General features: G+C 71.4%; 25 protein-coding genes and 1 pseudogene. 11 read left to right on the top strand and 15 right to left on the bottom strand.

Annotated elements, in window-relative coordinates:
* Positions 1–53: 53 nt before the first annotated feature.
* The 3 genes from ACIRQP_RS26385 to ACIRQP_RS26375 form a co-directional block, all read right to left on the bottom strand.
* Complete coding sequence (locus tag ACIRQP_RS26385; protein ID WP_403893616.1) at positions 54–350, bottom strand: transposase; 297 nt, start codon at positions 348–350, stop codon at positions 54–56.
* Positions 351–506: 156 nt separating this feature from the next.
* A complete protein-coding gene (locus ACIRQP_RS26380) occupies positions 507–1,883 on the bottom strand; it encodes an SWF or SNF family helicase (RefSeq protein WP_403893615.1) in 1,377 nt (458 codons plus the stop codon).
* Entirely contained in the window at positions 1,880–4,801 is a 2,922-nt protein-coding gene (locus tag ACIRQP_RS26375; protein ID WP_403893614.1) for a DEAD/DEAH box helicase, read from the bottom strand. Before ACIRQP_RS26375 ends, ACIRQP_RS26380 begins: the two co-directional genes overlap by 4 nt.
* Positions 4,802–5,081: 280 nt before the next feature.
* Between ACIRQP_RS26375 and ACIRQP_RS26370 the strand changes: the two genes are divergently transcribed.
* The 3 genes and pseudogenes from ACIRQP_RS26370 (at position 5,082) to ACIRQP_RS26360 (ending at position 6,962) form a co-directional block, all read left to right on the top strand.
* Positions 5,082–6,161, top strand: a complete 1,080-nt coding sequence (locus tag ACIRQP_RS26370; RefSeq protein WP_403893613.1) for a fatty acid desaturase family protein — start codon at positions 5,082–5,084, stop codon at positions 6,159–6,161.
* Positions 6,162–6,229: 68 nt separating this feature from the next.
* The gene (locus tag ACIRQP_RS26365) at positions 6,230–6,412 is read left to right on the top strand and encodes a hypothetical protein (RefSeq protein ID WP_129766350.1); all 183 of its coding nucleotides are present in this window, start codon (positions 6,230–6,232) and stop codon (positions 6,410–6,412) included.
* Between the two features lie 80 nt (positions 6,413–6,492).
* Positions 6,493–6,962: pseudogene (locus ACIRQP_RS26360) on the top strand (GNAT family N-acetyltransferase).
* Positions 6,963–6,988: 26 nt separating this feature from the next.
* Here ACIRQP_RS26360 and ACIRQP_RS26355 read toward each other — a convergent pair.
* The 3 genes from ACIRQP_RS26355 to ACIRQP_RS26345 all read right to left on the bottom strand — a co-directional run bounded on the left by ACIRQP_RS26355 (position 6,989) and on the right by ACIRQP_RS26345 (position 8,981).
* On the bottom strand, positions 6,989–7,819 hold the full coding sequence (locus tag ACIRQP_RS26355) for a hypothetical protein (RefSeq protein WP_403893612.1): 831 nt from the start codon (positions 7,817–7,819) through the stop codon (positions 6,989–6,991).
* A gap of 132 nt (positions 7,820–7,951) precedes the next feature.
* On the bottom strand, positions 7,952–8,242 hold the full coding sequence (locus ACIRQP_RS26350; protein ID WP_403893611.1) for a hypothetical protein: 291 nt from the start codon (positions 8,240–8,242) through the stop codon (positions 7,952–7,954).
* A gap of 139 nt (positions 8,243–8,381) precedes the next feature.
* Positions 8,382–8,981, bottom strand: coding sequence for a class I SAM-dependent methyltransferase (locus ACIRQP_RS26345; protein ID WP_403893610.1), 600 nt, complete (start codon positions 8,979–8,981; stop codon positions 8,382–8,384).
* A 267-nt stretch (positions 8,982–9,248) separates the two neighbouring features.
* Here ACIRQP_RS26345 and ACIRQP_RS26340 point away from each other — a divergent pair, with 267 nt between their 5' ends.
* Positions 9,249–9,650, top strand: a complete 402-nt coding sequence (locus ACIRQP_RS26340; RefSeq protein WP_403893609.1) for a YciI family protein — start codon at positions 9,249–9,251, stop codon at positions 9,648–9,650.
* A 27-nt stretch (positions 9,651–9,677) separates the two neighbouring features.
* On the top strand, positions 9,678–10,964 hold the full coding sequence (locus tag ACIRQP_RS26335; protein WP_403893608.1) for an RNA polymerase sigma factor: 1,287 nt from the start codon (positions 9,678–9,680) through the stop codon (positions 10,962–10,964).
* A 90-nt stretch (positions 10,965–11,054) separates the two neighbouring features.
* Here ACIRQP_RS26335 and ACIRQP_RS26330 read toward each other — a convergent pair whose 3' ends face one another.
* Entirely contained in the window at positions 11,055–11,735 is a 681-nt protein-coding gene (locus tag ACIRQP_RS26330) for a CGNR zinc finger domain-containing protein (protein ID WP_403893607.1), read from the bottom strand.
* Positions 11,736–11,831: 96 nt separating this feature from the next.
* Here ACIRQP_RS26330 and ACIRQP_RS26325 point away from each other — a divergent pair, with 96 nt between their 5' ends.
* Positions 11,832–12,533: an SDR family oxidoreductase gene (locus ACIRQP_RS26325; RefSeq protein WP_403893606.1), complete on the top strand. Its 702-nt coding sequence runs from the start codon at positions 11,832–11,834 to the stop codon at positions 12,531–12,533.
* A gap of 162 nt (positions 12,534–12,695) precedes the next feature.
* Here the strand turns inward: ACIRQP_RS26325 and ACIRQP_RS26320 are convergent, their stop codons facing one another.
* A complete protein-coding gene (locus tag ACIRQP_RS26320; protein ID WP_403893605.1) occupies positions 12,696–13,124 on the bottom strand; it encodes a PPOX class F420-dependent oxidoreductase in 429 nt (142 codons plus the stop codon).
* Between the two features lie 133 nt (positions 13,125–13,257).
* On the opposite strand from ACIRQP_RS26320, the gene ACIRQP_RS26315 reads away from it, so the two are divergent.
* Positions 13,258–13,671, top strand: coding sequence for a roadblock/LC7 domain-containing protein (locus ACIRQP_RS26315; protein WP_403893604.1), 414 nt, complete (start codon positions 13,258–13,260; stop codon positions 13,669–13,671).
* Positions 13,672–13,852: 181 nt separating this feature from the next.
* A complete protein-coding gene (locus tag ACIRQP_RS26310; RefSeq protein WP_403893603.1) occupies positions 13,853–15,097 on the top strand; it encodes a DUF6397 family protein in 1,245 nt (414 codons plus the stop codon).
* Between the two features lie 59 nt (positions 15,098–15,156).
* On the opposite strand, the gene ACIRQP_RS26305 is transcribed toward ACIRQP_RS26310, so the two are convergent.
* A complete protein-coding gene (locus ACIRQP_RS26305) occupies positions 15,157–16,131 on the bottom strand; it encodes an NADP-dependent oxidoreductase (RefSeq protein ID WP_403893602.1) in 975 nt (324 codons plus the stop codon).
* Positions 16,132–16,285: 154 nt separating this feature from the next.
* On the opposite strand from ACIRQP_RS26305, the gene ACIRQP_RS26300 reads away from it, so the two are divergent.
* Positions 16,286–16,696 carry a winged helix-turn-helix transcriptional regulator gene (locus tag ACIRQP_RS26300; protein ID WP_403893601.1) on the top strand — a complete coding sequence of 137 codons (411 nt, stop codon included), beginning with the start codon at positions 16,286–16,288 and terminating at the stop codon, positions 16,694–16,696.
* Here ACIRQP_RS26300 and ACIRQP_RS26295 read toward each other — a convergent pair.
* A complete protein-coding gene (locus tag ACIRQP_RS26295; protein WP_129766339.1) occupies positions 16,668–17,021 on the bottom strand; it encodes a VOC family protein in 354 nt (117 codons plus the stop codon). The two genes, ACIRQP_RS26300 and ACIRQP_RS26295, sit on opposite strands and share 29 nt — an antisense overlap.
* Positions 17,022–17,095: 74 nt before the next feature.
* A complete protein-coding gene (locus ACIRQP_RS26290; protein WP_403893600.1) occupies positions 17,096–18,070 on the bottom strand; it encodes a fibronectin type III domain-containing protein in 975 nt (324 codons plus the stop codon).
* Between the two features lie 236 nt (positions 18,071–18,306).
* On the opposite strand from ACIRQP_RS26290, the gene ACIRQP_RS26285 reads away from it, so the two are divergent.
* The gene (locus ACIRQP_RS26285) at positions 18,307–19,101 is read left to right on the top strand and encodes an SDR family NAD(P)-dependent oxidoreductase (RefSeq protein WP_403893599.1); all 795 of its coding nucleotides are present in this window, start codon (positions 18,307–18,309) and stop codon (positions 19,099–19,101) included.
* Positions 19,102–19,158: 57 nt separating this feature from the next.
* Here ACIRQP_RS26285 and ACIRQP_RS26280 read toward each other — a convergent pair whose 3' ends face one another.
* A complete protein-coding gene (locus ACIRQP_RS26280) occupies positions 19,159–19,869 on the bottom strand; it encodes a carbonic anhydrase (RefSeq protein WP_403893598.1) in 711 nt (236 codons plus the stop codon).
* Positions 19,870–20,096: 227 nt separating this feature from the next.
* On the opposite strand from ACIRQP_RS26280, the gene ACIRQP_RS26275 reads away from it, so the two are divergent.
* Complete coding sequence (locus ACIRQP_RS26275) at positions 20,097–20,627, top strand: GNAT family N-acetyltransferase (RefSeq protein WP_403893597.1); 531 nt, start codon at positions 20,097–20,099, stop codon at positions 20,625–20,627.
* Positions 20,628–20,851: 224 nt separating this feature from the next.
* On the opposite strand, the gene ACIRQP_RS26270 is transcribed toward ACIRQP_RS26275, so the two are convergent.
* From ACIRQP_RS26270 to ACIRQP_RS26260, 3 genes are all read right to left on the bottom strand, one after another.
* Positions 20,852–21,874, bottom strand: a complete 1,023-nt coding sequence (locus tag ACIRQP_RS26270; protein WP_403893596.1) for a LacI family DNA-binding transcriptional regulator — start codon at positions 21,872–21,874, stop codon at positions 20,852–20,854.
* Between the two features lie 130 nt (positions 21,875–22,004).
* Positions 22,005–23,507, bottom strand: a complete 1,503-nt coding sequence (locus ACIRQP_RS26265; protein WP_403893595.1) for a rhamnulokinase family protein — start codon at positions 23,505–23,507, stop codon at positions 22,005–22,007.
* Between the two features lie 170 nt (positions 23,508–23,677).
* On the bottom strand, positions 23,678–25,729 hold the full coding sequence (locus ACIRQP_RS26260) for a bifunctional aldolase/short-chain dehydrogenase (RefSeq protein ID WP_403893626.1): 2,052 nt from the start codon (positions 25,727–25,729) through the stop codon (positions 23,678–23,680).
* Positions 25,730–25,744 lie beyond the last annotated feature (15 nt).

Genomic DNA, 25,744 nt, shown 5'->3' with positions numbered 1-25,744 from the left:
TCTACCGGACCGCTGCGACGGCCCGGCGGTGGTGGCCTTGCACCACCACTCGGTCACACAGAACTTCGTGGCGCACCCATGCAGCGTTTGAGGACATCACGCTCCATGCCGAGCTCCTTGTTGTCCTTCTTCAACTGCGCGACCTCCCGCCGCAGCCGAGCGAGTTCCTCGGCCTCGCTCTCACCCCGGCCGTTGCCGGCCCGCTTGGCCCGCGACACCCAGCTCGCCAGCGTGGTCTCGTTGATCCCGAGATCCTTCGCGACCTGCGCGATCGGCTTGCCGGTCTCGGCGACGATCCGCACAGCCCCCTCACGGAACTCCCCGTCGAACTTCCGCCTCTTGCCTGCCATGACCCTCAACTTCCCCTGCCGTCAGGGTCTCTACGCTACGAGGGGAAGGTCACAACGCGGCCTCCCCGGTCGGACATCACCGGACATGACCATCGTCGCCCCGGCGGTCCGGCCGAGCAAGCGCCCCGCAGGGCCCACCGTGCCGTGCCGATCACCTCATTCCTCGGTGAGCGCGTCCGCGAGGACCGCCGCGGGATCGGGGCCGCCCGGACCGGCCGGGGCCCAGCGACCGCGCTCCTTGCGGTACGGCCACCAGCGCCCGTCGCGGCCGTACCGCAACTGCACCGACGTCTCTGCCACGGTCCAGCGACCGCCGCCGCCCGGCCGCAGCCGAGGCCGGTCCCCGTCCTCCCAGGCCGCGTCGAGAGCCGCCGTGGCGCGTGCCAGGGCCTCGGGCTCCGGGGTCCAGGTGTCCTCCAGTACGGCGAGGGCCGCCGCGCCGCCGTACCTCCAGGCGCGTACCGCGAGATCCAGTTCGGCAGGACGCCGGCCGGAGCCCGAGGCGAGCCGCGCCACCAGCCGCTGGTCGGACGCCGTGGCGGCCAGCCGTACCGCATCCTGTCCGGGCGTCGACTCCGGCTCCTCCGGCAGCTGTTCATGGCCGGGCAGCAGTGCTTCCGACAGCAGCCGCAGCGCCCGTGCCGCCGCGTCCGCGGCGAGGAACTCCAGGGCGTCCGCGTCGATTCCGGCCGGAGGCGCGCCCTCCGTGTCCAGGGCCGGAGGCTGTCCCGGCTCCGGCGGCAGCGGCGGGGGAGCGGGCAGCGGGGGCAGGAGGTCGCGCGCCGCGAAGGCGGCCACGGCCGGTACGCCCGCCTCCTCGCCGTTCCGGGCGTCGCCGTCACGCGTACCGTCTCCCGGCTCCTCCCTCGTACGGGCGGCGCGCGCGACGCTGCGGACCTGAAGCTCGTCGAGCAGCCGGCGCTCGCTCCTGCCCCGCATCAGCAGCAGGACGAACGGATCCTGGTCCAGCAGCCTGGCCATCTGATAGCAGAGCGCGGCGGAGTGCGGGCAGTGGTCCCAGGCCTCACAGCCGCACTCCGGCTCCAGGTCGCCTATGCCGGGGAGGAGCTCGACCCCGGCGCCCGCGGCGTCCTCCACCAGATGCGGCGGCATCTCCCGGTCGAGCAGCGCCGCGATATGGCCCGCCCGGTCGACCGCCATGTCCAGGAAGCGGTCCCACTCCTCCTCGCTCAGCTGCTGCAACAGGACATCGCTGCGCTGGGCGGTGCCGTCCCGGTCCTGGACCACCGCGGTGATCCGACCCGGGCGTACGGAGACGGCGCCGACGGCGCCCTCGCGGGCCTGTCTGCGCCCCCTCTTCAACTGCTGGCCGTCGAGCGCGGTGTCCTCCAGCGCCTTCAGCCAGGCCCGGCCCCACCAGGTCTGCGCGAAGGCCCGGCCCCCGGCGGGCGCCAGGGCGGCGAAGGTGCGCTCGTCGCCGTCCGGCGAGCCGCCCGCGAAGCCGTCCCTCGAACCGTCCATCGAGGCGTCCGTCGAACCGTCCTCGGATTCGCTGTCGTACGTACCGCTCATCGGGCGACCCCCCGCAGCTCCACCAGATCCGCCAGCTCGGCGTCGGTCAGTTCGGTCAGGGCGGCCTCGCCGGAGCCCAGTACGGCGTCGGCCAAACCCTGTTTTCTTGCCAGCATCTCGGCGATCCGGTCCTCGATCGTGCCTTCGGTGATCATCCGGTGCACCTGTACGGGGCGGAGCTGCCCGATGCGGTACGCGCGGTCCGTCGCCTGCGCCTCGACAGCGGGGTTCCACCAGCGGTCGAAGTGCACGACATGCTCGGCGCGGGTGAGATTGAGCCCGGTGCCCGCCGCCTTCAACGACAGCAGGAAGACCGGCACCTCACCGTTCTGGAAGCGGTCCACCATCGCCTCGCGCTCGGGGATCGGCGTACCGCCGTGCAGAAACTGGGTCGGTACGCCGCGCGCCGCGAGATGCCGCTCCAGCAACCGCGCCATCTGTACGTACTGGGTGAAGATCAGCACGCTCGCGTCCTCCGCGAGGATCGTGTCGAGCAATTCGTCCAGCAGTTCCAGCTTCCCGGAGCGGTCGGTGAGGCGCGGCCGTTCCTCTTTCAGATACTGCGCCGGGTGGTTGCAGATCTGCTTGAGCGCGGTCAGCAGTTTGACGACGAGCCCGCGGCGTTCCATGCCGTCCGCCTCCGCGATCGCGGCGAGGGTCTCCCGTACCACCGCTTCGTACAGCCCCGCCTGTTCCCTGGTGAGGGAGACGGCGCGGTCGGTCTCGGTCTTGGGCGGCAGCTCGGGCGCGATGCCCGGATCGGACTTCCTGCGGCGCAGCAGGAACGGGCGGACCAGCGCGGCGAGCCGTTCGGCCGCCGCCGGATCGTTACCGCTCTCGACGGACTCCGCGTAATGGCTGCGGAACGTGCCGAGACGGCCGAGGAGTCCGGGGGTCGTCCAGTCGAGGATCGCCCACAGCTCGGAGAGGTTGTTCTCCACGGGAGTGCCGGAAAGGGCGACCCGGGCCCTGGCGCCGATCGTGCGCAGCTGTCGGGCGGTGGCGGAGTACGGGTTCTTGACGTGCTGCGCCTCGTCGGCCACGACCATGCCCCAGTCCGTCCCGGCGAGTCTCGCCGCGTCCAGTCGCATGGTGCCGTAGGTGGTGAGGACGAACTCGCCGTCGCTCAGCCCCTCCAGACTGCGCGAGGCACCGTGGAAGCGGCGGACCGGTGTGCCGGGGCCGAACCGTTCGATCTCGCGCTGCCAGTTGCCCATCAGGGAGGCCGGGCAGACGACCAGGGTCGGGCCGGCCGCCGACGGGTCGGTCTGCCGGTGCAGATGGAGCGCGATGAGGGTGATGGTCTTGCCGAGTCCCATGTCGTCGGCGAGACAGCCGCCGAGTCCGAGCGAGGTCATGCGGTGCAGCCAATTGAGCCCGCGGAGCTGGTAGTCGCGGAGCGTCGCGGCGAGCGCGGCCGGCTGTCCGATCTCCTGGTCCGCACGCTCCGGATCGGCGAGCCGGTCGCGCAGGGTGGCGAGCCAGCCCGTCGCCCGTACCTCGACCCGGCGGCCCTCGACCTCGGTGGAGCCGGTCAGTACGGCTGCGAGCGCGTCGACCGGGCTGAGCTTGCGGTCCTTGCTCTCGCGGGCACGCCGGACCTCCGCCGGGTCGATCAGGACCCACTGGTCACGCAGCCGGACGACCGGACGGCTCGCCTCGGCGAGCTGGTCGAGCTCGGCGCGGGAGAGCCGCTGATCGCCCAGCGCGAAGTGCCAGTTGAAGGAGAGGAGCGCGTCGGCCGACAGGAAGGCGGGCAGATCCGTCTCCCGCCGAGGGGATCCGCTGGTGTCGGCGGTGTCTGCGGTGTCGGCTGTGCCGGAGTCGGCCCCTTCGTCCGCGGGGCCGATGACCGCGCGGGCCGTCAGTGTGCGCGCCAGCTCCCGGGGCCAGTGCACCTGGACGCCGGTCGCGGTGAGCGCCCCGGCCGCCTCGCCCAGCAGTTCGGTGACCTCCTCGTCCGCCAGCTCGATGGCGTCCGGCACGGCGGCCGAGAGCAGCGGAGTGAGCGGAGGCCAGGCGCGGGCGGCGCGGCGCAGCGCGAGGAGGGCGTCCATCCGGGCGCGCGGACCGAAGGCCGCCGCCGAACCCGACCACACATCGGCGGCGTCGGAGACCACCGAGGGGTCGCTGACGCTGTGCATCTGGAGGACGGCGCGGAAGACGGACGCGGGCGTGCCCGACGCGTCGGCCAGGCCCGGCAGTTCGACGCGCAGCGAGAGCCGTACGCCCGCGTCATGCCCCGCCGCCACATCCGTGGCCCAGTCACGCAGTTCGGGAAAGCGTCGCGGCGGTGTGGCGGTGAAGGCGGGTCCCGCCGCGACGAGCGAGGCGGCCGGAGTGCGCGGCAGCCCGTCGATGACCGCGTCGAGGAAAGCCCTCAACAGCCCCTCGGGCCGGGGGAGTAGGACCGTGTCCGCGGGACCGTCAGCCGCACCGGCGGGCAGGCCGGCAGCGGTGTCGAGCGGGACGGCGTGCGCGCTCGGCGGCATGGCTGCGGCCAGTACGCGGATACGCTCCAGATCCTCGGCGGTCAGCGGTCCGGCCCGCCACGCGTCGTGGTCCGTGCCGGTGAGGCCGGGCAACAGCCGCCCACAGGCGGCGAGTTGCAGGGCCAGCAGCGCCGCCGCACCCCAGAAGGCTGCGGACGGCGACGCGTTCGCCGAGGCGCGGGCCCTGGTCAGCACGGGGAGAGCGGCGGATACGGGAGTCAACAGCGCCCGGACCGTGAGAAGGTGGCCCTCGGTGTCGACGACGGCCAGTTCCTCCGGGGAGCCCGGTGCGGACGGCGGCTCCGCGCCGTCGGGTCGCCAGAAGGCGATCCGTCCGGTGCGAGCCGGATCCGCGGGGAGAAAGACGGTGGAACAGTGGGCGAGTTCGGCGGTCCGGGAGAGCGTTGCCGCGGGGAGCCTGTGCACAGCGAAGACGCATTCCTCAAGTTTGACTAATGCGGGTCGGAGCCGCCGAGGGTACCTCACCGCGAAGCCACGCGGGGACGGTGCCGCGGTGACCTGACTCACTCCCGCGACACCCCTGGGTGTAGCCAGCACCACCCTCACCCCCCGGACAGCACCCACCTTTTCGGGGTGGTGGCGTCATGGCTGCCCGGTATCACGCACACCTACGTTTCAAGGGGGCCGACGCAGTCCGCGCGGCCCTCTCTCAGTGCCCACCTCGGCCTACAGACCGGAGACCGACATGCCCCAAGCCGCCGCCATCCCCCTTGCGGAGCCCATACCCGACCCCGCAGTCGGCCGCGCCGGCGGCAGCGACTTCACACCCCTCCTGCGTACGGTCAGGGAACAGGGTCTCCTGGAGCGCCGGGTCGCCTGGTACGCCCGGGGTATCACCGTCAACTTCCTCTTCCTGGCCGCGATCGTCGCCGGAATGGTGCTCCTCGGACCCTCCTGGTGGACGCTGCTTCTCGCGCCCCCGCTGGCCGTCGTATCCGCGCGTATGGCGTTCGTCGGCCATGACGCGGGACATGCCCAGATCACCTCCGACCGGGGCAGGGGCCGCTTCATCCAGCTCATCCACGCCAACCTGATGCTCGGTATGAGCCAGGAGTGGTGGAACGACAAGCACAACCGGCACCACGCCAACCCCAATCACATCGACAAGGACCCGGACGTCGCCGCCGACATCCTTGTCTTCACCCAGCACCAGACCGCGGGCCGCACCGGACTGCGCCGCTGGCTCACCCGGCACCAGGCATGGCTGTTCTTCCCGCTGACCACGCTGGAGGGCATCGCCCTCAAGGTGTACGGCTTCCAGGCCGTCTTCTCCCGCGGCGACGACCGGATGCCCGCCCGCCGGCGGCTGACCGAGGGAGCGCTGCTCGCCGCCCATGTCGTGGCGTATGTGACCCTGCTGCTGACCACGATGACCGTCGGCCAGGCCATCGTCTTCGCCGTGATCAACCAGATGCTCCTCGGTCTCCATCTGGGCATGGCCTTCGCGCCCAACCACAAGGGCATGGAGATGCCCGACCCGGAGAACAGCGAGAGCTGGGGCCATCTCCGCCGTCAGGTCCTGACCTCGCGGAACGTCCGCGGCGGACTCCTGACCGACTGGTTCCTCGGCGGGCTGAACTACCAGATCGAGCACCATCTCTTCCCGAGCATGCCGCGCCCGCATCTGCGGCTCGCCCAGCCGATGGTGCGTGCCCACTGCCTCTCGCTGGGGCTCCCGTACACGGAGACCGGACTGATCGAGTCGTACCGCCAGGCACTCGGCCATATGCATGAGGTCGGCGAACCGCTGCGCGCGGGCGCATAGTGGAACTGGCGGACGCCCGTGTGCGTTCACTGGGCAGGAAGCGGCCTGGCCGCGAAGGAGGCGTCGAGATGTCGACACGTACGAAGATCGCCATCGGGGGAGTGGCCGTTGGCCTTCTTCTGATACCGCTGATCGGTTTCTGGTTCTCGCTACTGGTGGTGCTCGGCGTGCCGGCGGCCGCGTATCTGATGCTGGACCCGTCGCAGCGCCGCAGGCTGCGGAGGATCAGCCGGAAGGAGCTCGGCCGCTGACCCGGCCGGGCGGAACGGCCGCGTGTGGGGTCCCAGGGCCCCGCACGCGGCCGTTCCGGCGGCATGTAGCGTCCCCTGCCGTGGAGATCCATACCGTCGCCTATGACCACCCCGACGCGTCAAGCTCAGCGACCAGGTCCAGGCGGAGTACATGAGCCGGTTCGGCTACGACGACACGACGCCGCAGCGCCCCGGGCACTTCGAGCCGCCGCGCGGGCTGTATCTGCTCGCGTACGAGGACGGCGCGCCCGTCGCCTCGGGCGGCTGGCGCGCCCAGGACGCGGACCACGACGGGTACCGGCGCGGCGACGCCGAGGTGAAGCGCATGTTTGTCGTTCCCGAGGCGAGAGGGCGAGGGCTGGCCCGCCGGATCCTGGCGGCGCTGGAGGACAGCGCGCGGCGGGCCGGGCGGGTACGAATGGTCCTGGAGACCGGCAATCTGCTGACGGAGGCGATCGCCCTCTACCGGTCCGCCGGATACGCACCCACGGCCGACTTCGGGCCCTACCGAGGCCATCCCGACAGCATGTTCTTCGAGAAGACGCTTTAACCGGAAGCCGGTGTCCGAGGGGTGCCTCAGGCCGGGCGTACGGCCATGCCGTCGAGCGCCTTGAGCAGTTCCGGCAGTTCCGTGCCCCGGCCGACCGGCAGCACTTCCCCCGGCTCGTCGTCCAGCAGGACGAACGCGATGTCGTCGGTCCTGGCGACGAAGGACCAGCCGGGGCCGTCGGCGCGCAGTGTCCGCGCCTCGCCCGGGGCGAAGCCGGAGCGGACCCGGCCGAGCGGCGGTGGCGCGTCCAGATAGCCGCGCAGTTCCTTCAGTACGCGTCGTACGCCCTCGTGGGCGGGCGCCGGTGCTCCGGTGCCGTCGGCGGCCTCCGGTTCCTTGCCGTCCAGCTGTTCCCGCCACGCCGTCCACTGGAGGGCGATCCCGTCCGCACCGAGGCGCCGCTGAGCCGGGCCCCAGGTCTCCGTGTCGGGCGGCGCGAGGGGCGGCCGGAGGCCCTCCTCCCCGGAGCCGGGTTCCGGTTCCGGGTCGTGCGGGGCGGGTACGCCGGGCGCCGCGACCGCGAGGGCGACCGGCCAGCCGGGCAGGGCGCACACCACGGTCCGTTCCCCCGGCGACAGGTCGTGCTCCATGCCGCAGTCCCAGGCCGCGATCGCGACGGCGACCAGTGACACGTCGTCCACCACCACCGTCCAGCGGGCCCCGTCGCTGTCCTGCCCCATGACCAGCCCGTATCCCCGGTCGTACGGATCGAGACCGAGGGCGGCACACGCTTCCGGGTAGTCGTCGCCGAGTACGGCGGGGAACCGCGCCGGCGTGAGCAGCGTGGCGGTCAGCACATACAGTGCGTCGTCGTCCACGGAGTCTTCCGTTCCGGTCACCGCGCCTCCCGAACCCATCGGTTGTCGGCGCACCCTAGCCAGTGGGCAACCCGGACGTCGAGAGCGCGGTACGGCCAGGCTTTCCGGTCTCTTCCCCGGGCCCGGTCCCGGGCTCGCGACCGGGCCCGGGCCCGGGGACGAGACCGGCGGTCAGGCGGCCGGCAGGCCGAGGAGGCCGCGGGCCACGGTCTGCGGTGACTCGTCGCGCTCGCGGGCCAGCGCGATGACCGCCCGGCAGGCGAGTTCGCTGACACCGAAGGAGAGGGCCTCCGGTGAGACCCAGCCCGCCGCCTCGTCGATCCGCTGCTGATCGTCCTCCGCGCACGCCGACACATAGGTGGCGGCGGCCTCGAATATGTTGTGCGGCCGGGCCGGGGGCCGTCCCGCGGCCGGGACGGCGGCACGGTCCGCCACAAGGATCCTGCGCAGTCTGCTGAACACGGGGTCCACCTTCCCTGCTGCCCGGCGTCGCGCCGGCCGCGCGGTCGTCCGGGCCGCCCTTCCAACGTACGGTCGGCGGGGCGCCGGCAGAAGAGGCCCTTCCCCGGTGCGCGCCTTGGGAGCCGCGGGGACGCGGGGCTCAGCCGTGGCGTACCGCCAGGGCGAGGAAGCGGGAGTCCTCGTCGGTGTACGACTCCAGCCGCCAGCCCGAACCGGCCAGCAGCGGGCGGAGATTGGGCTCGGCGCGCAGATCCTCGTCCGTGATCCGCCGGCCCTGCCTGGCCGCCAGTGCCGCCCGGCCGATGGGATGGAACAGCGCCAGCCGGCCGCCCGGCCGTACGACCCGGGCCAGCTCCCGCAGATTCTCGTCGGGGTGCGGGAGATGCGCGCTCAGCCCCGCACCGAACACCGCGTCGAGCACCGCCGATCGCACCGGCAGCCGGCTCACATCCGCGAGCAGCAGCTGTCCGGCGGCGCGACGGCCTGCCCGTACGGCCGCGTCGAGCATCTCCGGGGTCAGATCAATGCCCAGGACCGTGCCCCGCGCGCCCACCGCGTCCCGCAGAGGAGGCAGCGCCCGGCCCGTCCCGCAGCCCGCGTCCAGTACGGCGTCACCGGGACGCACCCCCAGGGCGGCGACGGCGGCGGCATAGGCCGGACCGTCGTCGGGAAAACGCGCGTCCCAGTCCGCCGCCCGGGAGCCGAAGAATTCCTGCACAGGTGTGTGGTCATGGGCCATGGGGCAATGATCCCTGGTGCGGCCGTCGTACCGCGCACGGGTCACCCCACTTCCCGTCGGCTTTTCCCGGAGGTAGCTTGTCCCAGAGGTACCGGACATTCGGGACGTCCCGGGTGTCCTGGGGTCTCGGCGGCCTCCCCAGGGGGCTTCTCGCGGAGATTCTTCGAGAAATCTTCGTTCGTCCCCGTCGAAGATGTCGAAATCACGGCGCGTGCTTCTACCTGTCAGTGAGAGCGCCGAGAAGGGCGCGACAGTGAGGAGAACGTCATGAAGTACATGCTGCTGATGCAGTTCAGCGAGAAGACCGTGGACTTCCCGCCGATCACGGAGTGGACCCAGGACGAGCTCAGGGCCCATATCGCCTTCATGCGTGACACGAACAAGAAGCTCTCCGAGGCGGGCGAGCTGGTCACGGCGGAGGGCCTCGCGAGTCCGGAGCAGGCCAGGATCGTACGGGCGGGCGGCGACGGCTCCGCCGTCATCACCGAGGGGCCCTTCCCCGAGACCAAGGAATTCCTGGCCGGTTACTGGATCGTGGACTGCGACAGCGCGGAGCGGGCGGTGGAGCTGGCCGCGCACGTGTCGACAGCGCCCGGCCCCGGCGGAAAGCCGCTGAACATGCCGATCGAAGTGCGCCAGGTAATGGCGGGACCGCCGGAGGAGATGTGAGCGCTGACTGATACGACCCCCCGCCCGATGGAGCCCCAGCCCGATCCGGGGATGGATCCGGGAATCGACGGGGACACGACGGCCGAGGACCTGCTGCGCACGCTGGCGCCGCAGGTCGTCGGCGCGCTCACGCGACGGTTCGGGGACTTCGACTCGGCCGAGGACGCGGTGCAGGAAGCACTGCTGGCGGCGACGACGCAATGGCCTGACGAGGGCGTACCCCGCAATCCACGCGGCTGGCTGATCCAGGTCGCGAGCCGCCGGATGACCGAGCGGGTACGTGGCGAGCGGGCGCGCCGCCGCCGCGAGGACCTGGCGGCGAGACAACTGCCCGCGGACCGGCGGACGGCGCCGGCGGCGGACCGCGAGGACCCGGCGGACCGGGACGACTCGCTGGTCCTGCTGTTCCTGTGCTGCCATCCCGCGCTGTCGCCCACGGCCGCGATCGCACTGACCCTGCGCTGCGTCGGGGGCCTGACCACGAGCCAGATCGCGCGGGCCTTCATGGTGCCGGAGACGACGATGGGGCAGCGGATCAGCCGGGCCAAGCAGCGGATCAAGACCTCCGCGGTCCCGTTCCGGATGCCGGAGGGCGAGGAGCGCGCCGGCCGGCTCGACGCCGTGCTGCATGTGCTCTATCTGATCTTCAACGAGGGATACGCCACCAGCGAGGGCCCCGATCTGCAACGGGTCGAGCTGTCCCGGGAAGCGATCCGGCTGACCAGAGCCGCCCATGAACTGCTCCCCGATGACAGCGAGGTGGCCGGTCTGCTGGCGTTGATGCTGCTCACCCACGCCAGAAGCCCGGCGCGCACGGGCCCGGACGGTGAGCTGATCCCGCTCGCGGAGCAGGACCGGGGGCTCTGGGACGCACGGGCCATCGACGAGGGCACCGCACTCCTCACGGCCACCTTGCCGAAGGGGCCTCTCGGTCCGTATCAGGTCCAGGCGGCGGTCGCCGCGGTCCATGACGAGGCCGCGACGGTCGAGGAGACCGACTGGCCGCAGATCCTCGCCCTCTACGGAGTGCTGGAGCAGCTGTCCGCCAATCCGGTCGTGTCGCTGAACCGGGCGGTGGCCGTCGCGATGGTGCGCGGCGCGGACGCCGGGCTCGACGTCCTCAAGGCCCTCGATGCGGACGGCCGTCTGGCGGGCAACCACCGGCTGTATGTGGCGCGGGCCCATCTCCTGGAAATGGCGGGTGACCGGCAGGGCGCGCTGGAGAACTACCGGGAGGCGGCGCACCGTACGACCAGTCTTCCGGAACGGCACTACCTCACGCTTCGCGCCGCCGGCGTCGCCGCACCGGAGTGAGCTGCCGCACCGGAGTGAGCTGCCGCACCGGACTGAGTCGGCGCACCGGACTGGGCGGCGCCTCCTCGGGGCCGCGGACCGTGTCGGGGATCAACCCGTCGATGCGCCCTCGTCCTTCTCCTTTTCCTTGCCCTCGTCCTCGCGGTTGCCCTCGGCGGCGGCCCGTATCCGCTTGCGCTGTCGCGAGGCGCGCAGATTGACAGCGTTGCCGCAGATACGTACGTCGTGCCAGACACCGCTGTTGTTGCGCGAGGTGTCGTAGAAGGCCGATCGGCACTCGCCGTTGCGGCAGATCTTGAGCCGGGGCCACGTTCCGGCCCGCTGGGCGAGCAGCGTCTCCGACCAGAGAGCCGACTCCAGCCAGCCGCGTCCCCGGCCGACCGGGAGCAGTTGTACCTGCCCCCGCTCGTCGGGGGCGAGCCGCACCGTCACTCCGCGACCAGGAGAGGGAGCGGGACGGGACGCCGCGCCGGGTGCGGGATCCGTACCTGATGCCGGGACCGTGGTGGTGAGCAGCCGCTCGAAGGAGTCCCGCAGATCGCGCAGGGCCCGAGGGTCCGACGGGGACAGCGCGCAGTCGGGGGAGCCGAGGCCGTGGACACGGGCCCACTCCCCGGCGGCGCCGGTCAGCCACCGCTCGGCGGCCTCGCGGTCGGCCAGCAGATCGGGTGCGTAGTCCCTGATCGCGCGGGTGTTGATCAGCTCCTGCACCAGCGCGAGTCCGGCAGGGGCCTGGCGTACGCGATATCGCTCACTGGCTACCCATGACATAACTGAATCGTACTTGACTATGTCGCCCTGGGCGAGCAGGCTAAAGACAGAGGCTAACGGATTACGCCTCTGTCTATTCCATGAGGAGAGAGCGACATGACCACCGTCAGCGGAGCAACCGCCCTGGTCACCGGCGGACAGCGCGGCCTGGGCCGGGCCTTCGTACAGGAACTGCTGGAGGCGGGGGCCGCCAAGGTCTACGCCACGGCCCGTACACCCGTCGCCGAGAGTGACCCGCGGATCATCCCCCTGCCGCTGGAGGTGACCGACGGGGACTCGGTCGTGGAGCTGGCGCGTACGGCCGGCGACGTCTCGATCGTCATCAACAACGCGGGGATTTCCGGCGGAGGCCCGCTCACCGAGGTCGGTGTCGACGAGGTCAGGGCCCTCTTCGAGGCCAATGTGTTCGGTGCGCTGCGCGTTGCCCAGGCGTTCGCCCCTGTGCTGGCGGCCCATGGTGGCGGCGCGCTGGTCGATATTCACTCGGCGCTGTCCTGGGCGGCGGGGGCCGGCGTCTACGGTGCGACGAAGGCCGCTCTGTGGTCGCTCACCAACTCGCTCCGGCTGGAGCTGGCGCCTCAGGGAACACAGGTGGTGGGGGTCCATCTCGGGTACACGGACACCGACATGATCCGTGGGCTGGACGTCGTCAAGAACGATCCGCGGGATGTGGCCCGCGATGTCGTCGCCGCGCTGGAGAAGGGCGAGAGCGAGGTCCTCGCCGACGATGTCAGCCGCGCCGTCAAGGCGGCGCTCTCCGGACCGGTCGAGGGGCTGAGTATGCGGTCGGCCGACTGACGCCGCGATCGCGGCGTCGGCCGGGCAGTTGGTGCGCGGGGGCTGGGCGGCGGCGCGCGAGTGGAGGGCGCAGGCGGGGCGTGCGGCAGCGCGGCATGGCTGGGGCACGGGGTACAGGCGGGGCGTGCGGCACGGAGCCGTGGCGGGCGCCCCGCCCGCGCGTCAGTCGGCGACTCCCGCGTAGGCCAGCACCTTGTCGATCTTCACGCGTACTACCAGTTCGCCCGGTACCCCGTTGCGCTCCCCGAACTCCTGCGCCCGCTCCTCCCCCATGTAGCGCGCGGCGATCCGGGTCGCCCAGGCGCGCAGTTGATCCGGCTCCTCGTGGATCTCGGCCCGACCGTTGATCACCACGAAGGAGAACGGCGGACGTTCGTCGTCCACGCACAGCGCGAGCCGACCGTCGCGCAGCAGATTGCGGCCCTTCACCGTGTCCCTGCCGGTGTTGAAGACGAGATCGTCACCGTCCAGTACGAACCAGACGGGCGCGATGTGCGGGCTCCCGTCGGCCCGTACGGTGGACAGCTTGCCGGTGCGCGTGCCTTCGGAGACGAAGGCGTGCCACTGCTCCTTGTTCATGTTTGTCGCCATGTCCGCATTTTCCGCTGCCGAGGCGGTCGGCGCGACGCGACGCCCCGGGGACCCGCTTGCCCGCGAGCGGCCGGTGCGAAAGGCTACGGACGTTGCGGGACCATGGGGAACACCTGAACGGGGAGGAACGACAATGCCGTTGGAAAAGGGACTCGACTGGTTGCTCGATGACCTGACCGAACGGGTCGAGTACATCAAGCACGCGCTGGTGCTGTCCAACGACGGTCTGGTGACGGGGGCCAGCAGCGGACTGGCGCGTGAGGACGCGGAGCATCTCGCGGCGGTCTCCTCGGGACTGCACAGCCTGGCGCGGGGATCGGGGCGGCATTTCCGGGCCGGTCAGGCTCGGCAGACGATGGTCGAGTTCGACGAGGCGCTGCTGTTCGTCACCGCCGCCGGTGACGGCAGCTGCCTGTGTGTACTGACGGCGGCCGAGGCCGATGTCGGCCAGGTCGCCTACGAGATGACGCTCCTCGTCAACCGGGTCGGTGAGCACCTCGGTGTCGCGGTGCGGCAGCCGGGAGGTACCAGTCTGAGCGGGCTCTGACTTCTCTGAGTTCTCTGAGGTTCCCGACGTCACTGACGTCATGGCGTCTCTGAAGAGGACTCTCAGCCGGAAGCCGGATTCCCGGCCCGGTCCGGGAGTTATCCACAGGCTCGGCGAAGTGTGCCGCTGTCGCGCTACGGTCGTCACCGAGAGTAGTTACGCCTCACGGGGGAGGACCATCATGTCCGTCAGTGATGCTCAGTCACAGGCCCGGAACGACTATGCCGGGGAAACGAACACGACCGCCACGACCGCCACGACCGCCACGACCGCCACGACCGCCGCGGCCGCGACGGCCGAGGCGGTGGAGACCGCGAGAAAAGGGCCACGGGCTCTCGGTGCCGACCGGGCCGCGCGGGAACTGGAGCTGCGGCGCGGCGAGTTCGAGCTCGCCGCGCAGCTCGGGCACATCCGTACCGCCACCGCCACCGCCACCGCCGCCGACGCGACGACCGCCGGCTCGATCGCCGGGACGGCCCTGGGCCGACGGCAGGTCACGCGCCAGGAGATCGACCGTCTACGGGCGGCGAAGGGATTCCCGGACACCCTGCGCGAGCGGGTGAGGACCGTGGGCACGGCCGAGGGGGCGGCGCTGATGCCCGTCAGCCCGGGGCGCTTCACTCAGCTGGCCCGGTCGGGGTTCATCGTGCCGGTGAGGTTCTATCTCAATCGTTATCGCGCGGTCGTATGGCTCTATCTGGCCGAGGAGCTACGGTCCTTCGCCACCAGGGAACCGGCACTGCTCACCGGACGGTTCCCACGGCCGCTGCTGGCCGGTCTGGAAGCGGGGGAGGACTGGCGCCCGCGCAACTGGCGGGGCCGGCGCATCGGTCAGTTGCTGCATGAGAGCGCGGACCCCTGGGAACGGGCCGCCATCGCGGGTTGTGCGCTCGATCCGGTCCAACTGGCCGAGCTGGTGGCCGATCCGTACGAACGTGCCTATCTGGAGCGGCTGCGGCCGGCCCTCGGGCATGGCAGGCCCGAGTCGGAGGCGGCGCGGACGGCGGTCCATCGTCTGCTGGTGGCGGATCACCCGGACGAGATCCAGTGGCACCGTGCCAGTCTTGACACGCTGCTCACGGCGGCCCGGCGCGCATGCCCTGCCCCGCGCCCGGGCAGCTCACCGCCGCGCGTCGGGGGCCCTGCCGCGAGGCGTGAGGGGACAGGACCAGCATCCGTACTCACACCAACACCGACAGCGACACCAACACCAACGCCCGGACCCGAACGTGGAACAGGACCCGGACCTGGACTTGGACTTGGACTTGGACCTGGACCTGGACCTGGACCGACAGAACCAGCAGGACCGGAATCCGGGTCGACGGCGATGGCGCATCAGCCGCCGCGCGAGGGCGGTCACCGGGGGCTCCTGACCCGGCTGCGGGTCAGGAGGGGGAGCGGCCCTCGCGCCAAGATCCGAAGTTGAGCGGGTGGCGTACGCGCCGGAGTCCGGCGGGGTCGGGCGGCGGGGGTCAGCGGCGGACGTCAGGAGGTGACGCGCAGGACGAGCTTGCCGCGGGTCCGCCTCCGCTCCCCCCGGCGGTGCGCCTCGGCCGCGTCCGCCAGCGGAAGGACGTCCTCGACCTCGACCTTGACGACGTCCTTGTCGATCAGCTTCGCGATCCGGGCCAGGGAAGCGCCGTCGGGCTCCACCAGAAAGGCGCTCGCGCGCACACCCCGGGCGAGGGCCACGTCGTGAAGCTCGGGGGAGGCGCCGGAGGGCACGGCCACGAGGACGCCGCCCGGCCGCAGGGTCTTGAGCGAGCGGGTGCTCGTCGCGTCGTGCTCGTCCCCAACGAGATCGATCACCACATCGACGTCGCGTACGGCGTCCTCGAACCGGACCGAGGTGTAGTCGACGAGTTCATCGGCGCCGAGCGAGCGCAGCCAGTCGTGCTTGTCGGCGCGGGCGGTGCCGATGACATGAGCGCCGAGATGCTTGGCGAACTGCACCGCGAAGTGGCCCACTCCGCCCGCGGCGGCGTGGACGAGGACACGCTGTCCCGGCTCGACCCGCGCGGCGTCGACAAGTGCCTGCCACGCGGTGAGCGCGGCCAGCGGTACCGCGGCGGCCAGTTCATGGCCGACCGACGCGGGCTTCCGGGCGAACTGGCGGGCGGGCGCGGTCACATACTCGGCATAGGCGCCGGCCTGCCGGGGGAACCACGGCATCCCGTACACCTCGTCGCCCACCTGAAGGGTGTGGACACCGAAACCGACCTCCGTCACGACGCCGGAGACATCCCAGCCCAGCACGAAAGGAGGTTCCCCCAGGACGCCGGCCATCCCGCCGCCCTCGCGGGTCTTCCAGTCGACGGGGTTCACCCCCGCCGCGTGGACCCGTACCTGCACCTCGGTCGGCAGCGGTTCCGGCCGTGCCAGCTCGGTGAGCCGGAGTACCTCGGGTCCGCCGAAGGTGTCCTGGGTGATCGCGCGCATCGTCTTCGCGTTGCTGCTCATCGCGGTTCTCCTGTGCTGCGTGCGGGGGCACTTGCACACCCCCGGCGGTTGCTGTCCGACGTTCGCAAGCTATCCCCGTGGTATTGGTTTCCCGCAAGGGCGATTACTATCTTTGGGGAAGCATGCAGCTCCGGGCAGTATGAGGGGAGGCGCGATGGCCATCATCTGTACGACGGGCCGACACGCCGAGCACGACGTCTACGCGGCCCAGTGCCCGTGCCGGGATGTGCTCGATCTGTTGGCCAATAAATGGGCCGCGCTGGCGATCGGCGCGCTGGAGGAGGGGCCGCAGCGGTTCGGCGCGCTGCAGCGACGGCTGCAGGGTGTCAGTCCCAAGGTGCTGACGAGGACCCTGCGCCGGCTGGAGGACCACGGCTTCGTCGACCGCACGGTCTATCCGGCCGTGCCGCTCCATGTGGAGTACGCGCTCACCGCGCTGGGCGTGAGCGTCGCCGAACCGCTCGGGCAGGTACGCGCCTGGGTGGAGAACCATCTCGACGAGATCGGATCGTCCGGCCCGGAGGAGGTCGCCTGTGTCACTGCCGGAGGTGACTCACCACGTTGACAACCCGGCCGTTGGGATCGGTGACGAAGAACCGCCTTACCCCCCACGCCTCGTCCCGCAGGGGGTAGACGATCTCGGCGCCGCTCGCGACGACCGCCGCGTAGACCGTGTCCACGTCGTCCACCTCGATGCTCAGATCGGGTACGACGGCGACGGACTCGTCATGCCGCATCAGCGTCAGCTGCGCGCTGGGCTGGGAAGGGGAGGCGAGCGTCATGACCCAGCCCAGGTTCATGACTTCCTCCAGTCCGAGGAGTCCGTAGAAGTCCCGGCTCTCCTTCATGGCCTCGGACCGGATGTCGGGTACGACTCTGCGGACGGACATCGGTGGCTCCTGTCGGTGACTGCGGGCGGTCCCGCGTGCCCCATCCTTCACCGAAGCGGGGCCCGGTGTCGTCGTCAGGGCCGGACGTCGCCCGTGACGATGGTGCGTTCCACGGAGAACTTGCCCCAGTTTCCGTCGGGCAGCTTGGCGCGGATCTTCACCCGGTACGTCTCGCCGGCCTTCTTGCTCGCGTACACGCTGTAGGTGGCCCGGCCCGTCGGGGGCTCGCCTCCCCAGATCAGGGTCGTCGCGAACTTCCCGTCGAGATAGATCTGGTACGAGGGGACCTTGCCGCCTGTCTTCGGCGCCAGCCAGGACAGATCCACGTAGTGAGCGCCGTCGGCGGCGTGTGTCGCCGCCCGGAAGTCGATCGGCGCGGTGTCGGGGTCGTCGCCCGGGCCGCGCGGGGTGGTGATCTCCACCGCCCGGCTGGCGGGCGAGGTGTTGTCGGCCGCGTCCCGTGCGGTGACGGTGAAGCTGTAGTGGGTCCCCGGCCGCAGCTGGGTGATCCGCGCGCCGGTCGCCTCCCCATCGACACTATGGATCTTGGAGCCGCCCTGGTAGATGTCGTACGAGGTGACGCCCTGGTCGCCCGCTGCCGCGGCCCAGTTGAGCTGGGCGCCCCGGGCGCCGTCGCTCTTGCCGGTCACCCCGGTCGGCCGGGCCGGAGCCTTATTGTCCTCGGCGACCGCGGCCGGTGTGGTGACGGCCAGTTCGCCGCTGAGCGGGGAGACGGCGCCCTCGGCGCCCCGGGCCCGGACGCTGAAGGTGTAGGCGGTGGACGGCTTCAGCCCGGTGACGTCGATCATGCTCTGGCCGGCCGGGACGTCCTTGATCTTCGTCTTGCCCCGGTACACCTCATATCCGCTGACTCCATCCTTGTCGGCCGCCGGCTTCCACATGACATGGACGGAAGTGGCGCTCCCGGCCTGGGCCGTGACGCCGGCCGGCGCCGAAGGCGCCTTCGCGGCCTCGTCGTCGGTGCCGCACGCGCCCAGCGCGAGAACGGCGGCGGACGCGAGGGCGGCAAGGCTGAAGGTCCTTCTCATGGCCGTGTCCTCCACCTGGGGGGCAATGGTCTAGACATATATGACACAGGTGTCGGGTTCACATCAAGGGGCAGGCGGTATCCGATGACGGATCATCACGACACCCGCGCACCACGACACCCGCGCACCACGGCGCCCGGCGCGACACGCCGCGCGGCATGTCGGGCCGGGACCTGGCGCGTCCCTGGCACACCATGGGCGTGACGCAACGAAGACACCGGAAAGGGACCTGAATCGTGCAGATCGACCTCGCCGGCAAGACCGCACTGGTGACGGGCTCGACGCAGGGGATCGGCGCGGCCATCGCGGCAGGACTCGCCCGCGCCGGGGCCCGCGTCGCCGTCAACGGGCGCGGCGCCGATTCGGTGGACGCGGCGCTGGAGCGCCTGCGCGGGCAGGCGCCGGACGGCGAATTCCTCGCCGCGCCCGGTGATGTCACCTCGGACGAGGGGGCCCGGCAGGTGCTCGACGCGCTGCCCGGGGCGGACATCCTCATCAACAATCTGGGCATCTTCGGCGCCCGGCCCGCGCTGGAGATCAGTGACGAGGAGTGGCGGCGGTACTTCGAGGTCAATGTCCTGACGGCGGTCCGGCTCACCCGGGCCTATCTGGGAGGGATGACCGAGCGGTCCTGGGGGCGCGTCCAGTACATCGCCAGTGACTCGGCGATCGCCATCCCCGCCGAGATGATCCACTACGGAGTGTCCAAGACGTCGCTGCTCGCGGTCGCCCGGGGATTCGCCAAGGCCGCGGCGGGCAGCGGTGTGACCGTCAACTCCGTACTCGCGGGACCGACCCATACGCCCGGCGTGGAGGAGTTCGTGTACGGGCTGATGGACTCGTCGCTTCCCTGGGACGAGGCGCAGCGCGCCTTCATGCGCGAGCACCGCCCGCAGTCCCTGCTCCAGCGGCTGATCGAGCCCGAGGAGATCGCGAACATGGTGGTCTATCTCAGCTCGCCTCTCGCCTCCGCCACCACCGGGGCGGCGATCCGGGTCGACGGCGGCCTCATCGACTCGATCGTTCCCTGACCGGGACACCTTTCAGTCCCGGTCAGGGAACGATCGAGTGGCGACGCGGGGAGCCGGTCAGGCGATCTGGTGGACCAGCTGGGTGGTGAGCTCGTAACGGGCTCCGGCGATGGCCAGCTTGCCCTGGGACACCCTGGCCGCGAGGTCGGGTTCGGCGGCGAGGCGGGCGCGGATCATCCTGACGTTGGCGCTGACGGTGGCGTCAACGCGTGCGTCGCCGTGCTGGGAGTGATCGATGGCGGGCTTGATCTGGTCGGCCAGATACTGGATGTGGGACGGCAGCTGCTCGCCGGTCTCGTCCGCCTCGACCGCGGCGGCGACGGCGCCGCACGACTGGTGACCCAGGACCAGGACCAGCGGGATCTCCAGCTCCAGCACGCCATAGGCGATGCTGCCGAGAACGGCCTCGTCCAGGACCTCGCCGGCCGACCGTACGGTCATCAGGTCGCCCAGCCCCTGATCGAAGGCGAGCTCCGGTGCCACCCGGGAGTCGATGCATCCGAGGATGACGGCGAAGGGGTGCTGGCCCGTCACCAGGGCCTGTCGCACGGTCTCGGTCTCGTGCGGGTGCTGCTGACGGAAGGTTCGCCAGCGCTTGTTGCCCTCGGAGAGCTCGTGAAGTGCCTGCTCGGGGGTTGCCGGGCGAACACTCCTCGGACGGGTGACGGCCGCGCCCGCAGAGGGCGCGGCGAGCGTCACTCCCGCGGTGGCGGCCGTTCCGGCGAGGGCCGCGCGAAGCAGCGTCCTGCGGGGTGTTCCCGTGGTCATGGGGGGTCTCTGCGCGTGTCTGCTCAATATCACGGCCGGAGACTATCCGTGACAGCCTTGGCCAACGATTTCACTTGGTGATTTGTTGACCTGGTCTTGAGCCAACTGTGGCTCAAACGGAGCGGGTTCGGTGCGCGCTCGGTGTCCGTTCCACCCTGGTCCGGCCGTTGAATCCGATCAGGGAGGTCGTCGGTCTGTGGTTGCATGGTTCGGTGAATCGACAGACTATGCCTACGGCCGATGACATCCCCATGTGTGATGTCCGGCGTCGCGGCAGGGATGACCTCGACGCTTGTGTGCGGGTCCTGGCCGAGGTGCACAAGGGCGACGGATACCCGGTGAACTGGCCGGAACACCCCACGGGCTGGCTCGCTCACCCTGCCCAACTCGACGCCTGGGTGGCCGAGTTGGACGGCCGGATTGTCGGCCATCTCGCCCTCTGTCCGGCGGGCGAGGGCGATGTGGCCCCCGCGCTCTGGAGCAGCCGCGCCGGCACCACCATCCGTGAAACCGTCGTGGTGAGCCGCCTGTTCGTCGCCCCCTCGGCGCGTGGTCACGGGATCGGCGCCCTGCTCATGGCCCAGGCGGCGCGCGAGGCCAGACAGCGCGGTCTGCACCCCGTACTGGACGTGGTGTCCACCGACGCCGCCGCGGCGGGCCTTTACGAACGCATGGGCTGGAGCCTGCTCGCCGTCGTCGATCAGCGCTGGGCCCCGGATCAGACGGTCACCGTCCGCTGCTACGCCGCCCCCGCCTGATCCAACCGCCGCGAGGCCGCTCCGAGTCGGACGCCCGGCGCCCCGTCATCGGGCCATGGATCGCGCCGGGCGTCCGCGCGGCCGCGGCCACGTCGTAGAGAACTCCACCTCGCCGAGCGGCAGATCACGCTCGTAGCCCAGGCCCGGCGGTGACACGGACGGGGGAATTCTCACCACCACCGGCCGCCGGGTACTCGGCCGCCGCGGACCCGGTCGTGACGCGCTCAGCGCCCCAGGCGGCGCGTTGAGCTGCGCACCACCAGTTCCGGCTGGAGGACGACGGAGCGATGCGTGTGATGCTCCGCGTCCGGGCCCGTCTCATCCATCAGCATCTCCGCCGCCGCCCGTCCCATCGCGTCGGCCGGCTGCCGTACGGACGTGAGCGGCACGACGGCCGCCGCCGCGAACTCGATGTCGTCGTAGCCGACGATCGACACATCGCCGGGCACATCAACCCCGGCCCCGTACATCGCCTGCAACACGCCCAGCGCGAGCAGGTCATTGGCGCAGAACACGGCGGTGGGGCGCTCCGCGAGACCCAGCAGCCGCGCCCCGGCGTCGATACCGGACACCACATCCAGCCGCGCCGACTCCACCTGCCGCAGGGCCTGTTCGGGCAGACCCGCCTCGTGCAGGGCGGTCAGCGCGCCGGTACGGCGGTCCCGGCACTGGGGGAGCGACGTCGGGCCGCTGATGTACGTGACGGACCGGTGCCCGGCCGCCAGCAGATGCCGGACGGCGAGCGCGCCGCCGGTCACATCGTCGACCGATACGGAGCACCCCTCGGCGGCGGGCACCGCCCGGTCGACATGGACGAACGGAATGCCCCGGCGCGCGAAGTCCCGTACGTTGCCGCCGGTCGCGTCGGCCGGGGTGAGCAGCACCCCGCGCACCCGCTGCTCGGCGAAGAGCGACAGATACTCCGCCTCCTCGGCCGTGCTGCCCGCGCTGTTGCAGAGCATCACCCCGAGCCCCGCCTCCCGCGCCGCGCGCTCGGCGCCCTTGGCGACGGCGACGAAGAAGGGGTTCGCCATGTCGAGCACCAGGATGGCGAGAATGCGGCTGGTACCGACCCTGAGCTGCCGCGCCGTCTCGCTCCGTACGAAACCGAGCTGGTCTATCACCGCCCGCACCCGCACCCGGGTGTGCTCCGACACCTTCTCGGGCCGGTTGAGCACGTTCGAGACGGTGCCGACCGAGACCCCTGCCAGCCGGGCCACGTCCTTGATACCGACCGTCTGCGTCACGCGTCCTGCCCGTTCTGTCACATCTCGTTGGTTCCCCACGACCGAATGGACCATCCTAACGGGGGACGCGACCCCGCCGGATATATCACCCACAGGTATGCCACCACAGGCATGTCCGCCGGGAGGCAGGTCAGCGTCGCGCGCCCTCACCGGCGAGCAGCGCGGCGGCCCGGTCCCAGCCGGCCCGGTCCCCGGTGGGCTCGTACCGGCGCGGCTCCAGCGTGGCGCGGAGCAGGGCGCGCAGCTCGGCGAGACCGCCCCGGAGGACGCCCGCCGCGCGCGCCTGGACGAGTACGTTGCCGAACGCGGCGGCCTCGGCGGGACCCGCGACGACGGGCAGCCCGCAGGCGTCCGCGGTGAGCCGGCACAGCAGTTCGTTGCGGGCGCCGCCGCCGACGATGTGCACGGTGTCCACGGCGCGGCCCGACAGTCGCTGGGCGTCCTCGATCGCCCTGCGGTGCGCGAGCGCCAGGGAGTCGAGGACACAGCGGGTGATCTCGGCCGGAGTCCGCGGCGCCGGTCCTCCGACGTGGCGGCAGGCGTCCCGGATACGGTCCGGCATACCGCCGGGCGCGAGAAACGCCGGATCGTCGGCGTCCACGAACGATCGCAGCCCCGGCACCTCCGCGGCCTCCCGCAGCAGCCGGTCGAGCCGCTGCGGCGCGCCCTCGGCCTCCCAGGTCCGCAGACACTCCTGGAGCAGCCACAGGCCCATGATGTTGCGCAGATAGCGGACCGTGCCGTCGACGCCCAGCTCATTGGTGAAGTTGGCGCGCCTGCTTTCCTCGGTGAGCACCGGAGCGTCCAGCTCCAGGCCCGCCAGGGACCAGGTGCCGGTGGCGACATAGGCGAACCGGTCCCCTGAGGCGGGCACCGCGGCGACCGCCGAGGCGGTGTCGTGGGAGCCTACGGCCGTCACCGTCACCGGGCCGGTCAGCCCGGTCTCGGCGAGCACCTCCGGGAGCAGCCGTCCCGCGGGATCGCCCGGACCGCGCAGCGGCGCGAAGAGCCTCAGATCGATACCGAGCGCGTCGGCGACGAACCGTGACCACTCCCGGGTCCGGGGGTCGATCAGCTGGGTGGTGGAGGCGTTGGTGAGTTCGGTGCCCGCCTCGCCGGTGAGCCAGTACGCGATCAGGTCGGGGATCAGCAGCAGCCGGCGCGCGGCGCCGAGCGCCGGACTGCCCTGCGCGGCGGTGAGCTGGTACAGCGTGTTGAACGGCAGGTGCTGGAGGCCTGTGGCCCCGTACAGCGCGGACGGTGACAGCACCGCGCCGACCTTCGCCGCCTCGCCCTCGGTACGGGCGTCCCGGTAGTGCACCGGATTGCCGAGCAGCGCGCCGGAGGCGTCCAGCAGCCCGTAGTCGACGGCCCAGGTGTCGATCCCGACGCTCGCGGGCGCGCGCCCCGCCGCCGCGCCGGCCGCCCGCAGACCGTCCAGCACGCCTCCGTACAGCGACAGGATGTCCCAGTGCAGCGTGCCCGTGGTCCGTACCGGCCGGTTGGGGAAGCGGTGGACCTCCTCCAGACGCAGCCCCCCGGCGCCCCGGCCGGAGACATGCCCGACCATGACACGGCCGCTGGACGCGCCGAGGTCGACGGCGGCGAAGGGGAGCGGTTTGGTGGGTGGCACGGCTGACCTCGTCGGAACTCGTCGAACAGCGGGGGAGACAGCGGGAGTGAGGGCGGCGGGGAGGAGGAGTGGCGGGGAATGGGTGCCGGGGGGCGTGGGTGCGGGGGGAGTGGGTGCGGCGGTGCGGGGAGCCGGGCTGATGCCCCGGCCCGGCCCGCGTCGCCGTGACGTCAGCGCAGGAACGCCGCCGCCACCCCCGCGTCCACCGGGACATGCAGCCCCGTCGTATGGCTCAGCTCACCGCCCGTGAGGGCGAACACCGCGTTGGCCACATGCTCGGGCAGCACCTCCCGCTTGAGGATCGTCCGCTGCGCGTAGAACTCGCCGAGCTTCTCCTCCGCCACGCCGTACACCGCGGCGCGCTGCGCGCCCCAGCCACCCGCGAAGATCCCGGAGCCGCGCACCACCCCGTCGGGGTTGACTCCATTGACGCGGATGCCGAGACCGCCCAACTCGGCGGCGAGCAGCCGCACCTGATGGGCTTGGTCGGCCTTGGTCGCGGAGTAGGCGATGTTGTTCGGGCCCGCGAACACCGCGTTCTTGGAGGCGATATAGACGAGGTCACCGCCGAAGCCCTGATCCGTCATCACCCGGGCGGCCTCGCGCGACACCAGGAACGAGCCGCGCGCCATGATGGAGTGCTGGAGGTCCCAGTCCCGCGCCGTGGTCTCCAGCAGCGGCTTGGAGATCGAGATCCCGGCGTTGTTGACGACGAGATCCACTCCGCCGAAGGCGAGCGCCGCCGCGTCGAACGCGGCCTTGATCTGCTCCTCGTCGGTCACATCGACACTCACCACGACGGCCTTGTCCGCGCCGCCCAGTTCGTCGGCGACCGCCGTCGCGCTCTCGGTGTTGAGATCGGCGACCACCACACACGCGCCCTCGGCGACCAGCCGGTGCGCGATGGCCCGGCCGATCCCGGAGCCCGCGCCCGTCACCAGCGCCACCCGGGAGGCCAGCGCCTTCAGGGCCGGCATCCGGCGCAGTTTGGCCTCCTCCAGCTCCCAGTACTCGATCCGGAACTTCTCGGACTCCTCGATCGGCGCGTACGAGGAGACAGCCTCCGCGCCGCGCATCACATTGATGGCGTTGAGGTAGAACTCCCCGGCGACCCGGGCGGTCTGTTTGTCCTTGCCGAACGAGAACATGCCCACACCCGGTACCAGCACGATGGCCGGATCGGCGCCGCGCATCGGCGGCGAGTCGGGCGACGCGTGCCGCTCGTAGTACGCCCGGTACTCCTCGCGGTACGCGGTGTGCAGCTCCGTGAGCCGCTCCCGTACCCGCTCCAGCGGCGCACCGGCCGGCAGATCGAGGACCAGCGGGCGGATCTTGGTGCGCAGGAAGTGGTCCGGGCAGGACGTGCCCAGGGCCGCCAGCCGCGGATGCTCCGCGCGGGAGAGGAAGTCGAGGACCGGTTCCGTGGCCGTGTAGTGGCCGACCTGGGTCCGGTCGGTGGAGGCGAGACCGCGGATCAGCGGGGCGAGCGCCGCCGCCCTGGCCCGCCGCTCGGCCTCCGGCAGCGGCTCGTACCCCTGCTGTACGGGGCCGAACGGCTCGGGCGTGCCCCGCTCGGCGAGAAACGTCGCGGCCGTGGAGATGATGTGCAGGGAGTTGCGTTCGCACTCCTCCGAGGTGGCGCCCCAGGCCGTGATGCCATGGCCGCCCAGCACACAGCCGATCGCCCGCGGATGGGCCTCCTTGACCGCGGCGATGTCCAGGCCCAGCTGGAAGCCGGGGCGGCGCCAGGGCACCCAGACCACGGTGTCGCCGAAACACTCGGCCGTCAGCTTCTCACCGTCGGCCGCACAGGCGAGGGCGATCCCCGAGTCGGGGTGGAGATGGTCCACATGCGGGGCGTCGACCAGCCCGTGCATCGCGGTGTCGATGGACGGGGCGGCCCCGCCCTTGCCGTGCAGGCAGTAGTCGAACGCGGCGACCATCTCGTCCTCGCGCGCCACCCCCGGGTAGACCCCGGTCAGTGCGCGCAGCCGGTCGACCCGCAGCGCGGCCAGTCCGCCGGCGGTGAGCGTGCCCAGGTCGCCGCCGGACCCCTTGACCCACATCAGTTCGACCTCGTCACCGGTCACCGGGTCGGTGGCGGATCCCTTGGCCGAGGTGTTGCCGCCGGCGTAGTTCGTGTTGCGCGGATCGGCGCCCAGGCGGTGCGAACGGTCGAGCAACTGAGCTGCCACAGGATGGATATGGGGCTGGTCGGTCATCATGTCCCTCTGTGA

The organism is Streptomyces sp. NPDC102274 (assembly GCF_044766385.1).
GTDB lineage: Bacteria > Actinomycetota > Actinomycetes > Streptomycetales > Streptomycetaceae > Streptomyces.
The sequence above is the reverse complement of the archived record's forward strand: the minus strand, read 5'-3'. Positions and strand labels throughout refer to the sequence as shown.